The organism is Bifidobacterium mongoliense DSM 21395, assembly GCF_000741285.1.
GTDB lineage: Bacteria > Actinomycetota > Actinomycetes > Actinomycetales > Bifidobacteriaceae > Bifidobacterium > Bifidobacterium mongoliense.
This window is the reverse complement of record NZ_JGZE01000001.1, coordinates 229047-241279: the sequence shown is the minus strand read 5'-3', so window position 1 is coordinate 241279 and position 12233 is coordinate 229047. Positions and strand designations below refer to the sequence as shown.

At 63.6% G+C, this 12233-nt stretch carries 11 protein-coding genes and 1 tRNA gene; 3 read left to right on the top strand and 9 right to left on the bottom strand.

The genetic code is table 11. The annotated features are described in order from the left end of the window. Positions 1 to 89: 89 nt before the first annotated feature. Positions 90 to 530, top strand: coding sequence for a MarR family winged helix-turn-helix transcriptional regulator (locus tag BMON_RS01060; protein ID WP_123644650.1), 441 nt, complete (start codon positions 90 to 92; stop codon positions 528 to 530). On the opposite strand, the gene BMON_RS10220 is transcribed toward BMON_RS01060, so the two are convergent. The 3 genes from BMON_RS10220 to BMON_RS01050 form a co-directional block, all read right to left on the bottom strand. Then, on the bottom strand, positions 527 to 907 hold the full coding sequence (locus tag BMON_RS10220) for a zinc-binding dehydrogenase (RefSeq protein ID WP_272944892.1): 381 nt from the start codon (positions 905 to 907) through the stop codon (positions 527 to 529). The genes BMON_RS01060 and BMON_RS10220 overlap by 4 nt on opposite strands. 24 nt (positions 908 to 931) lie before the next feature. Then, complete coding sequence (locus tag BMON_RS10215; RefSeq protein WP_202805424.1) at positions 932 to 1594, bottom strand: alcohol dehydrogenase catalytic domain-containing protein; 663 nt, start codon at positions 1592 to 1594, stop codon at positions 932 to 934. Between the two features lie 117 nt (positions 1595 to 1711). Continuing rightward, on the bottom strand, positions 1712 to 2107 hold the full coding sequence (locus BMON_RS01050; protein ID WP_051917699.1) for a winged helix-turn-helix transcriptional regulator: 396 nt from the start codon (positions 2105 to 2107) through the stop codon (positions 1712 to 1714). A 194-nt stretch (positions 2108 to 2301) separates the two neighbouring features. Between BMON_RS01050 and BMON_RS01045 the strand changes: the two genes are divergently transcribed. Continuing rightward, positions 2302 to 2940 (top strand): nitroreductase family protein, encoded by a 639-nt coding sequence (locus BMON_RS01045; protein WP_033511028.1) that lies wholly within the window; start codon positions 2302 to 2304, stop codon positions 2938 to 2940. Positions 2941 to 3097: 157 nt separating this feature from the next. Here the strand turns inward: BMON_RS01045 and BMON_RS01040 are convergent. Beyond that, positions 3098 to 3171: transfer RNA gene (locus BMON_RS01040), tRNA-Pro, on the bottom strand. A gap of 106 nt (positions 3172 to 3277) precedes the next feature. Between BMON_RS01040 and BMON_RS01035 the strand changes: the two genes are divergently transcribed. Beyond that, a complete protein-coding gene (locus tag BMON_RS01035) occupies positions 3278 to 4450 on the top strand; it encodes a hypothetical protein (RefSeq protein WP_033511030.1) in 1173 nt (390 codons plus the stop codon). Positions 4451 to 4602: 152 nt separating this feature from the next. Here BMON_RS01035 and glgX read toward each other — a convergent pair whose 3' ends face one another. From glgX to BMON_RS01010, 5 genes are all read right to left on the bottom strand, one after another. Beyond that, positions 4603 to 6747 (bottom strand): glycogen debranching protein GlgX, encoded by a 2145-nt coding sequence (glgX, locus tag BMON_RS01030; RefSeq protein WP_152595685.1) that lies wholly within the window; start codon positions 6745 to 6747, stop codon positions 4603 to 4605. A gap of 59 nt (positions 6748 to 6806) precedes the next feature. After that, complete coding sequence (locus tag BMON_RS01025; protein ID WP_152595686.1) at positions 6807 to 7469, bottom strand: NUDIX hydrolase; 663 nt, start codon at positions 7467 to 7469, stop codon at positions 6807 to 6809. Continuing rightward, a complete protein-coding gene (locus tag BMON_RS01020; protein WP_033511034.1) occupies positions 7466 to 8356 on the bottom strand; it encodes a Nif3-like dinuclear metal center hexameric protein in 891 nt (296 codons plus the stop codon). Before BMON_RS01020 ends, BMON_RS01025 begins: the two co-directional genes overlap by 4 nt. A 75-nt stretch (positions 8357 to 8431) precedes the next feature. Beyond that, positions 8432 to 11371, bottom strand: a complete 2940-nt coding sequence (gene polA, locus BMON_RS01015) for a DNA polymerase I (protein ID WP_033511036.1) — start codon at positions 11369 to 11371, stop codon at positions 8432 to 8434. Then, on the bottom strand, positions 11361 to 12173 hold the full coding sequence (locus tag BMON_RS01010; protein WP_033511038.1) for an ANTAR domain-containing response regulator: 813 nt from the start codon (positions 12171 to 12173) through the stop codon (positions 11361 to 11363). The genes polA and BMON_RS01010 overlap by 11 nt, the downstream gene beginning before the upstream one ends. Positions 12174 to 12233 lie beyond the last annotated feature (60 nt).

The following is a 12233-nucleotide window of genomic DNA, read 5'->3' as shown; positions in this document are numbered from 1 at the left end:
TAGTCTGTGACTAAGGCCACGTTGCACCATCCATGACGGCGCGACGAACGGCGTGAGGACACGGGTGATCAGGAATGGCGGTGGGCGTGATGCGCGATGTGGGGTATTTGGCGCAGGACATCTCGATATTGCATCGTCTGTACTACAAGGACACGGCCCGGGAGTTCAAGGATCTGGGTCTCAATCCGACCGCCGCCTGCATCCTGCTGGCCATCCACGACGCCCCCGGCATCAACCAGCAGCGCGTCTCGAACTACCTCGCCATCGACAAGGGGCTGACCACCCGCGAGGTGGGAAGGCTCGAAACCGCCGCCTATGTGCGCCGCGTATGCGGCAAAGGGAAATCCTTGCTGCTGGAAACCACCCCCGCCGGCGACGACGTCGTCGATACGGTCCGCCGCATCCGCAGCGACTGGTGGCGCCGGCGCTTCCATGACACCGGCGTCACGGAGCGCAGCGAACTCGCCGGAGGCATCGAACGCATCGTGCACGACCTGACCGGACGGCTCGAGCCCGAGGATGAGGCCTAGCAGCCGACGACCACCTTTCCGATGCCATGGCCGGTCTCCACGAGGGCGTGGGCACGCCGCAGGTGCGCCGCGTCGATGCCTTCGAATCGCGTGGTGACCGTCGAGACCAGGTCTCCGGCGTCGATCATATGCGCGATTTGCTCGAGGATGTCATGCTGACGGACCATGTCGGCGGCATGGTGCTTGGACCGGGCGAACATGAACTCCCATTCCCATGACAGCGCCTTGTCCTTGAGTACATACCAGTCGAGATGCCACTCGTCGTCGATGGCGGCGATGCGGCCGAACGGTCGCATCACCTTGGCGTACAGTCCGATGTTCCCCTTGCTCCACGCACTGAACACCGCGTCCACGCCGCCGGGGGCGAGCGCCTGTATGCGCTTGGCGCAACCGGGATCGCGCTAGTCCACGACATGGTCGGCTCCCATCCTCCTCACCCAATCGGCCGACTCCGGACGGGAGGCGAGCGCGATGACTCTCATGCCCGTGAGCCGTGTGGCGAGCTGGATGAGCATGGATCCGACGCCACCCGCCGCGCCCACCACCAGCAGTGTCCCGGTGCTCTCACGGGTCAGCCTGAGCTTGTCGAACAGCGCCTCCCACGCGGTCAGGCCCGTCAGCGGCAGCGCCGCGGCGTCGGTGGCGTCGAGTCGCCGGGGCCGGTGCCCGACGATGCGCTCGTCGACGAGCTGCAGGGTCGCGTTGGAACCGGGACGGGTGATGTCGCCCGCATAGAAGACCTCGTCGCCGGGACGAAACAGGGTGACCTCCTCCCCCACGCGCTCGACGGTCCCGGACGCATCGTATCCGAGGATCCCGTCGCGAGATCCACGGTGCGAGGCCCGCACCTTCACATCCACGGGGTTCACCGACACGGCTTCGACGCGCACCAGCAGATCATGCCCGTTCGGGCCTCGCGGCACGGGAACCCGGGCGTCCATCAACGATTCGGGTCCATCGATTGGACCTCCCGCACGGTTGACCACCGCGCGCATCGTCCGCGCCGTATCCGTATCGGTACCCATATCGGTCTTCGTGTCGGTCTTGGTGTCCACAGTCATCATTGCATTCCTTTCGAATGATTCCATGACCGCACACTAGCCTTCCCGACGTGGTTACCCGCAAGGACGGCAGGTTACCCTGCGGTAACGCAGGCGTCGGCATCCGCGTATCCGTGTCTCTCAGTTGGGCAGCGAACGATTCCGACGGGCAACATCCAGTGCCATGCCGTAATGGGATTCGGCCCACAACCTGATGCCTCGCAACGGGACGACGGCGCTGCGACCGTCATCGGTCAGGGCGTATTCCACGCGCAACGGCACCTGGGGATACACCGTACGCATGAGCAACCCGGCGTCCTCCAGACGTCGCAACGTCGACGTGAGCACCTTGGGCGACACCCCATCGAGTCGGCGACGCAAAGCACCGAAGCGCTGCGGTGCATCACACAGGGCTTCGATGACCATCACCGACCATTTGCTCGCCACGATATCCAGCAGCTCACGGCACGGGCATTGCGCGGAAAACACGTTCCCCCGTCGCTCCGAACGAACCTCATCAACGCTTCCCTGTGTCATCGCGCCCCTTTCAAGCCATCACCCTCGCGTATACGACACGAGTCACCATACCAACCAGGTCGACGGATGCGATGCACCGACCCGACACCCGTCCATACCCGGCTCGACGAATCGGTCAGCCGTGCACGAAACCATGGGACATCCACGGCGCCCGCGTGGCAGGATGGACCGGACCTCATGAAAGGAACCATCCCATGACCACGCCTCTGGCAACCAACGCATTCACCGATATCCTCGAGGGACGGCGCTCGATACGCAAGTACGACGCGGACGTCGCCATACCGCGCTCCGAGATGCTGGAGATGCTCGACGAAGCGGCGAAGGCCCCATCATCGGTGAACATGCAGCCGTGGCGTTTCCTCATCGTCGAATCGAAGGAGGGCCGAGCGACCCTCAAACCGCTGATCCGGTTCAATACGCGCCAGAACGCCACGTCCTCCGCCATGATCGTCATCTTCGGCGACATGCAATGCTATGAGAACGCCGACCGCATCTACGCGGGCGCCACGAAGCGTGGGCTCATGAGCTCGCTCATGGCCAAGACGAAGACGGCCGCGATCGTGCCCATCTACAGGAAGTACAGCCGGCAGAAGATGAACGACGTGGTCAAGATCGACTCCAGTCTCTTCGCCATGCAGTTCATGCTCGTCGCACGGTCCCACGGCTACGACACGAACCCGATCGGCGGGTTCGAGGAGGATCGCATCGCGGCGGCATTTGGGCTGGATGAGAGCCGGTATGTGCCGGTCATGATCCTGTCGATCGGCAAGGCCGATTCCACCGGGCACGAGTCATACCGGCTGCCGGCGGAGGACCTCTCCTGGTGGCGGTGACCCCGATCGGGAACGAGCGTACACGGACGCAACCGCATCATGCCTCAACACCTGCGCCTTACCCTCGCTGAGCGGTCCAGCGACATCGGCAACGACCTGAAGATGGTGAAGACCATACACCGGAACCATTGATATTCCAACGATTCCGGTCCATAAGTCGGGATGACAGGATTTGAACCTGCGACATCCTGCTCCCAAAGCAGGCGCGCTACCAAGCTGCGCTACATCCCGATGCGCCCGAGGGCACAATGCATCATTGTATAACACGGTTGGACCGGACGCGGCCTCTTTGGACGCCTTCCCGCTAGAATGGCAGTCGTTGAGAAAGGACCGGTCTATGCGACGTCATCAGCATGCGGAAGCCGCGGGACTGGTGTCCTTCCTGTTTTGCGCGATCATCGGCGGCGTCGCCATGGCGCTCTACCAGCACACCGCCCCGGCCATCTGGCTGGTCAGTCGTCGTCTGTTCATGGCGTTTTCGGCCATCGTGGCCGCCAGCGGCGTCGTCTCGTTCATCGTCGGATACGCCGGCAGGTCCCGCTCGCTCACGCTCGACCATGGCTGGATCGCCCCGCTGCGGCGCATCATCGAGATCCTCGCCCTCTCGATCGTATACGCCTCCACGCTGTTCCTGACCATCTTCATGGTGCTCGGCGTCGTCAACGACCTCATGGGCCGGGCATTCGTCGACTACATGATCGCCCTGTGCGCCTGCTTCTCGGGCATCGCCGGCTACGTCACCTTCGTGCAGGCCTCGCTCATGAACGCGAAGACGGTCGCCTCGCTCCTGCCCTTCTTCGTGGTTTCGGGCGTGAGCACCGCGGGCATGACGAGCGATGACCCGTACTGGTACCACAACAACTTCTCCCAGTTGGGCGACCGGACCACCTTCGCCGCCTCGATGTTCAACTGGACGCTCATCATGGCCGGCATCTGCATCGTCATCATCAGCTACTTCGCGATCTCCGAATTGCTCACGACGTACCGCATGCGCCGCATGTGGCCGGGCACTGAACTGCCCGGAGGCGCCACCGGCGAAATCGGGCACTTCAAGGCCCGCATGGGGGCGTTGTCGACCTTGCTCACGCTGTCCGGCATCGCCTTCGTGGGCATCGGCACCTTCCGGTACACGCCGCATCCGATCATGCACAACGTCTTCGCGCGCGGACTTCCCGGCATCATGACGATGCTGCTCATCGGCCTGCCCTGGCTGGTCCCCCAACTGTCCCGCGTCATGTACGTCGCCTCGGACCTATCCATCGCCCTGACCGGGCTGGCGGGTGTGTACTGGCTCATGGGCGGCAATACGCTCACCAGCGTCGAGGCCATGGCCGGGCTGCTCTTCCTCGGATGGTTCATCGTGTTCTCGCGGCAGATCGCGGCGATCGAAGCCGATCGTCTGCTCACCCAGCTCATGCACACCCAGACCGCCGGGTTATCGGAACCGGTGGAGCCCACCAGCGACGCGGCCAGCCCCGTACTTGAATCCAGACTCGCCGCCGACCGCTGATCGCCGACCGCTGTCCGCGCTCACGTGGATTACTCCGTGCCAAGTACCGCGTGCAAAACCCGCCGCATCACTCACATCGTTACGGTGTTCGCACGACCGATGGAACCCATGCCAAGCCCGACGCGGCATAACGCCGCAGCCTCTCATCGACGCTATTCGGTCTGCACGTCCGGCTCTGGCTTCGTCGCGCTTTGCAACACCAGGACGCTGCGCGACTGGGCGGTGATCGCGAAACCAGCCTCGTAGCTCAGCTCCGGCCCGTCGGGGTTGTGGGTGTCGATGATGAGCTGCCACTTGCTGCCGTACTGCGCCTCAGGCAGGGTGAACATGATCGGCTCGTAGTGGGCGTTGAAGATGAGGATGAAATCGTTGTCGACCATACGGTTGCCGAACGGATCCCTTTCCGGGATGTCGGCGCCGTTGAGAAACAGCATGACCGATGAGGCGTGGGTGTTCGACCAGTCGTCCAGGTCCATGATGGAACCGGTGTGATCGAACCATTCCGCCTGCGGTATGACATTGCTGTCGTCCTTCGGGCTGCGCCCGGTGAAGAATCGACGGCGGTGCAGCACCGGATGATCCAGCCGCAGATGGATGAGCTTCGAGACGAAGTCGAACAGATCCTGTTTGTCGGCGTCGTGGTCCCAGTGCATCCACGAGATCTCATTGTCCTGACAGTAGGCGTTGTTGTTGCCCTGTTGGGTGCGTGCGATCTCGTCCCCGCCGCAGATCATCGGAATGCCCTGAGAGAGAAGCAGCGTGGTGAACAGGTTGCGCATCTGCTGGCGACGCAGATCGTTGACGTCTCGAATCGAGGTGGGCCCCTCGACCCCGCAGTTCCACGAACGGTTGTTGCTCTCGCCGTCCCGGTTGTCCTCGAGGTTCGCTTCGTTGTGCTTGTCGTTGTAGCTGACGAGATCGTTCATGGTGAAGCCGTCATGGGCGGTGATGAAGTTCACGGAGGCGACGGGGCGTCGGCCGTTGACCTCGTAGAAGTCCGAGCTGCCCATAAGCCGGCTCGAGAACTCGGGCAGCGTGGATGGCTGGGAGCGCCAGAAATCGCGCACGCAATCGCGGTACCGTCCGTTCCACTCGGACCAGCTTGAGGGGAACCCACCGACCTGGTAGCCGCCGGAACCCAGATCCCACGGTTCCGCGATGAGCTTGACCCTGGAGATGACCGGATCCTGTTCCACGATGTCGAAGAACGCCGAAAGCTTGTCGACCTCCTGGAACTGCCGGGCGAGCGTCGCGGCCAGATCGAAGCGGAAGCCGTCGACGTGCATTTCGGTGACCCAGTAGCGCAGCGAGTCGGTGATGAGCTGCAGGGCGTGCGGCGAGCGCATGAGCAGGGAATTGCCCGTACCGGTGGTGTCGAAGTAGTGCCGCTGGTCATTGTCGACGAGCCGGTAATACGACTGGTTGTCGATGCCTTTGAAACTCAGCATCGGCCCCAGGTCGTTGCCCTCGGCCGTGTGGTTGTAGACGACGTCGAGGATGACCTCCATGCCGGCGCGGTGGTAGGCCTTCACCATCGCCTTGAACTCGTTGACCTGCTGTCCGCGCTGACCCGAGCTCGAATACGTGTTGTGCGGCGCGAAGAACCCAATGGTGTTGTAGCCCCAGTAATTGTTCAGCCCCTTGCTCTGCAGGAAGGGGTCGTTGACGAACTGGTGGATCGGCATGAGTTCGAGCGTGGTGACGCCCAGACGCTTGAGGTAGCCGATGACGCTGGGATAGGCCAGACCGGCGTAGGTGCCTCGGATATCGGCCGGCACGTCCTGGTTGAGATTCGTCATGCCGCGGGTATGCGCCTCGTAGATGACCGAATCGTGGTAGGCGATGCCGGGGCTGCGGTCGTTGCCCCAGTCGAAGTAGGGGTTGATCACGGCGGCCTTCATCATGTGGGGCGCCGAATCGAGGGTGTTCATGATACCGGGGTCGTCGGGATGGTCGAAGCTGTAGGCGTACAGGCTCTCATCCCCGTCGATGCCTCCCTCGATCGCCTTGGCGTAGGGGTCGAGCAGCAGTTTGTTCGGGTTGCACCACTGCCCCTTGTCGGGGTCGTAGGGCCCGTGCACGCGGTAGCCGTAGAGCTGGCCGGGTTGGATGCCGGGCAGATAGTTGTGCCATACATAGGAGTTGCGCTCGTTCATCGGCAGGCGCGTTTCGTTGCCGTCGTCGTCGAACAGACAGAGCTCGACGCTGTCGGCCGCCTGCGAGAACAGGGCGAAATTCACTCCCACGCCGTCATACGTGGCCCCGAGCGGATACATGGATCCTGGTCGTACTTGCATGCCTCCAGTATGGCACGCCGCTCCCCGCGCGTCCCCGCCACGGCGATGCGCCGCCGCGATCAGGTACGACGCAGACGACGGATCATCTCGTGCTGCAAGGCGATGACGGCGTTCGATTCCCTGATGGGAGAGGCGCACAACGTCGGCCAGTCGACCCAGGAGGAATCGACGTACTCATCCGGGTCGAAGTCGCGGCCGGCCTCGTGCCAGGCGCGCAGATGCAGGACCAGGATGTGCACGAGTTCGTCGGTCATGCCCTCTGAGGAGTAGCAGTCACCGGCCGACTCGAACCGCATGTCATCGGCCGAATCGGGCACCACACCGGTTTCCTCGCGCAGTTCTCGCAGAGCGCAATGTTCGACGCTCTCCCCCGCGTCCATCAGTCCGGCCGGCAGCCCGTAGGCGAAGGTGTCGGAGCCGGCCCGGTACTCACGTTCGAGGATATAGCGATCTGTGGCTTCGTCATGCACGAGCATCACCACGCTGGGGCAGTGCCGTACCACCTGACGGCGGATCATCGTCTCGTGTCCATCGGCGCCGGTCAGGGCGATGCGTCGGTCCTCGACGGAGAAGATGGCGCCGCGGTACACCGTCGACGAGCTCACGATGCGCGCGGGGACGGTCACGTCGACGCCCTGGCTGGCCAGCCGCGGACCCGGGGACGCCTCGGCACCCCTGCTCTGCCCATCGGGCGCGGAGGATGACGGGCCGTTGTCGCTCATCGCAGAGACCATGCCCATGGATCGGTGTTGACGACAATCTGGCGGGGCCGGTCGACCTCCTCGCCGGTGGCCTTGAGGACGGCCTGGGGAACGTCCTCCATCGCATAATCGAGCCAGAGCGATTCTATGGCACTGTGCGGCGTGTTGATCAGCATGGGGCGGGGATGCGGGTCACCCAGACCGACCGCCAGGCCATGTCCTCTGAGCCAAGCCTCATAACGAGTCCGCTCCAAGGCGTCCGTGGCGGGATGGTGACGCAGGTCGCTGGTCACATAGACGTCGGCGCCGCTGCCGCGTGCCTCGTCGAACAATGAATCCCCCGATCCGGGCAGCACGCACACGCTGCGCACCGAAGCCTCGGGATCGCCGGCGACCTGGATGCCGTATTCGGTATGCGGCAGCGCGTCCGCCACGGTGCGTGAGAAGTCGCGCAACGTGACCGGCTCCGGCAACGCGCCGACCCTGCCGAGTCCCACCTCATGGCCGGCCTCCGGATCCTCGATGGGTACGAGCGGATGCTGCCGTATCAGCCCGAAGGCGTCGGCCGCAGCCTGCCCCACCCCACGATAGGCGCTGTCGGCGTTGGTGTGGCCGACCCAGAGTGCGCAGTGCGCACGGGCCAGCATCGTCACGATCCTGCCGTGCACGCCATAGCCATTGACCTCGTGCACGGCACGGAAGAACAACGGGTGATGGCAGATGAGCAGATCGCAATCCTTTTCAACGGCCTGTTCGACCACGGCGAGCGTCGGATCGGTGGCGAACGCGATGCGGTGCACGGCATCGAACGGATCGCCCACGATCAGTCCCGGCGCATCCCACTGTTCGGCGTACCGCAAGGGATAGAGCTCCTCGAGCACCCCGACGACCTGATGGAGCAACGGCATGGGTCTCCCCTTCCCTGGAGAACCGGAGTCATCTCCGGCAATGTGGTATGGCCAAGGATACGACGCCTGCGCGGATCAGTGGGCGGCGAGCTGCCAATCCGCGCCGATGCCCGTGGAAACGTCGAGGGGCACCGCGAGATCGACCGCATGCTCCATGGCGTCCTTGACGATGGCCGTGACCCGCTCGGCCTCGCCCCGGGCCACCTCAACCACGAGTTCATCGTGGATCTGCAGGATGACGCGGCTGGAGACTCCGGCCTGATCGAGACCTTCCGCGGCGCGGATCATCGCGAGCTTCATGATGTCAGCCGCCGACCCTTGGATCGGGGCGTTCAGCGCTCCTCGCTCGGCGGCGTCACGAGCCGCACGATTCGTCGACCGCAGCGCCGGGAAGTACCGGCGCCGGCCGAACATCGTCTCGGTATAGCCCTTGGTGCGCGCCGTGTCGACCAATGACTCCAGGTAGTCGTGCACCTTGCCGAAGGTGGTGAAATACTTCTCCTTGAGCAGATCGGCCTCCGCAGGGCTGATGCTCAGCTGCCGTGCCAGGCCGTAGGTGCTCAGGCCATATGCCAGGCCGTAGCTCATCGCCTTGACGTGGCTGCGTTGGTCGGGGCTGATGTCTTCGACGGGGATGCCGTAGACCAGACTGGCCACGTACTTATGGAAATCCGCACCTGATCTGAAAGCCTCGATCAACGCCTCGTCACCGGAGAAATCGGCCATGATGCGCAGCTCCACCTGCGAGTAATCGCAACTGAGCAGGGACTCGTATCCCTCACCGGGCACGAATGCGGAACGTATCTCACGTCCAGCGGCGTTGCGGTTCGGTATGTTCTGCAGATTGGGGTCCACGGAGCTCAATCGCCCGGTGGCGGCGACCGTCTGCTCGAAGGTCGTATGGACGCGTTGGTCACGCGGATTGACCGCCTCGATCAGCGTCTGCACGATCTGCTTGAGCTTGTTGGTCTCACGGTGCCTCAGCAGGGCCCCGAGGAACGTGTTGGCCCGCTCGTTCCCCGTCGATCTGAGATAGAGATCCTGCAGACTGGCGGCGTTGGTGGTGTATGAACCGGACTTGGTCTTGCGCGTCGGACGCAGTCCCATGTCCTCGAACAGGACCTTCTGCAGCTGCTTGGGACTCTGCAGATTGACCTCATGCCCGGCGGCCTGCCACGCAATGGCCTGGGCCTGCCCTGCATCCGCGCCAAAGGCGTCGTGCATGGCCTGCAGCCGGGTGGCGTCCACGTGTGCGCCGGTCCGTTCGATGTCGAACAGGGCACTGGACACCGGCAACTCGATGGTACGCAGCAATCCGAACTGCCGCCGCTCATCGACGATGGGCGCCAGATGATCGGCAAGGGCGCGCACCAGCACCGCCTGATGCGCCGCCACTTCGGCGGGATCCGCGACATGTTCCTCGCCGTCGCCATCACCGAGATCGAGCTGCCCCTGGGTCACCGCGGCATGCGCATCCTCCTGCAGGTCGAGGAAACGGACCGCGGCCGCATCCACATCGTCGGCATGGAAATCGGGCTGCACCAGGTATCCCGCGAGTTTGGTGTCGAACCACGGTTCGTGCAGCCGGATGCCGATGGATGCGAGCATATGGCGATGTTCCTTGTAACCATGCACGATCATCCGATCCGCATGGGCCTCACACCAATGCCGGACCACGGTACGGATCGCCTCGTCGGCGTTCCCGTCGATGACCGCGGCCTGATCGTCCATGAGGAGCACCAGCCTGGTCAACGAGGCCTCACCCGGTTTGGGGCTCCCCTGAGCGGCGAGCACCCAGCCGGCCCGGACCCCGTCCGCACAGCGCAGATCGCCATCGATATGATGCATGCCGTCGGTGGGATGCACCTCCTCGCCACCATGCATCTCGTTGGTTTGAGGCATTGCGTCGCTAGGGGGCACGGCATGGAATGCGGCATCGGAGGTGCTGCCCGTCATGTCGACGGTGTGTTCGGTATGGTCGGTGCGTTCGGCCTCCCGGGCGGCCAGCCAACCACGCAGGGTCGCCGCATCGGACACCACGGCGGTCGTGGGGTCCGTCAACGTGTTCTCCTCAGCGGCGGTGTGGTCATCGACCGTTGTCGTGTCAAATGTGGAGAGGACCCGGCGTTGTGTACGGGCACCGAACTCCAACTGGTCGAACAGCTTCTGCACCTGGTCGGCGTCCACAACGCCGAAGGAGAAGTCCTCGACATCGGCGCGGAGATCAAGATCACGCACGAGAGCGTTGACCCGCCGATTGAGCCTGACCTGCTCGATGTTGTCCCGCAGAGCCTGGCCCTTCTTGCCCGTGATCTCCCCGGCGTGCTCGATGATGCCCGACAGGGACCCGTATTGGTTGATCCATTTGGCGGCGTAGCCGTCGCCGACGCCAGGGACCCCGGGGATGTTGTCGGCCGTCTCGCCCCGCAACGCCGCGAGATCGGGATACTGGCCGGGGTACACCCGGTACTTCTCCTTGATGGCCTCCGGGGTCATGTGTTTGAGGTCCTTGAAATGGTGGCCCGGGTACAGCACGGTCACGCGGTCATCCACCAGTTGGAAGGCGTCCCGGTCCCCCGACAGCACCAGCGTGCGGTATCCCGAACGCTCCCCCATCGTCGCCATGGTGCCGATGATGTCATCACCCTCGTACCCCGGCACTTCGATATAGGTGATGCCCAAGGCCGTCAACAGTCGCTGGATGAGCGGCAGCTGGGTCAGCAGATCCTCAGGCGCGGCGTCTCTCGTGCCCTTGTACTGCGGCAGCATGGTGTTGCGAAACGTGCCGCCCTTCATGTCGAAGGCCACGGCGAGATGATCCGGCGCCTCGGCATCGATGACCTGGGCGAGCATGGTGATGAAACCCCATACCGCATTGGTGGCCTGGCCGGAGGCCGTGGAAAAGTTCTCGACCGGCAGTGCGAAGAACGCACGGAATGCCAGGGAATGTCCGTCTACGACGAGCAGCGTGCCCTTGTTCCGCTTGGTACCGCCGGATGCGGGACTAACGCTCATCTGTCTCTTCGGGCTTCTGATCGCCGTACTTGGCGATGATGGCCATGGCCAGACGCTTCTTCGGGATGCGCTGATCCATGGAGGTCTTCTGGATCCAGCGGAAGGCACCCTGTTCGGAGAAGTCGGCCTTGTCCATGAGCAGGCCCTTGGCGCGATCGACGAACTTGCGTTCCTCGAGGGTGTCCTCGGCCTTCTTGAGCTTGTCCTCAAGCTCCTTGAGCTCGCCCCGGGTCTCCTTGAGCTTCGTCTCGCTGCGTTCGACGCTGTCGAGCAGGTCATTGATCTCCGCGAACCGGCCCATCGCCACCTGCAGTGCGGGCAGCAGCTTGGATTCCTCATAGGGCTTCGTGACGTAGGCCATGGCGCCGGCACCGGTGGCCTGCTTGACCAGATCGGTCTGAGAGTAGGCCGTGAGCATCACCACGGGGGCGATATTCTCGTCGCAGATGGTTCCCGCGGCGGTGATGCCGTCCATACGGGGCATCTTCACATCCATGCACACGACGTTCGGGCGGTGCTTGCGCGTCAGTTCGACGGCTTCCTCACCGTTGGCGGCCTGGCCGACGACCTCATACCCGTTGTCCTCGAGCATGGCGACGAGATCCATGCGGTTGACGGATTCATCCTCGGCGACCACAACGGTCGGCTTGCGATCGGCATCATCGGTCTTCGCAACCTGACTGTCCGCCGCCTCGGTTGCCGAGCGACCCTGCGCCGCCTGGGCGGCCACCGCCTTGAGTTCCTCCTCACTGAGCACCGGAGTGGCTTCCCCGGAATTCGCGCTGTTTCTTGTTGCAGTCATCTCAAGCCTCTTTCACATACCATCAAGGTCAGAGTATCAATCCACTCTTCGAACCTACTA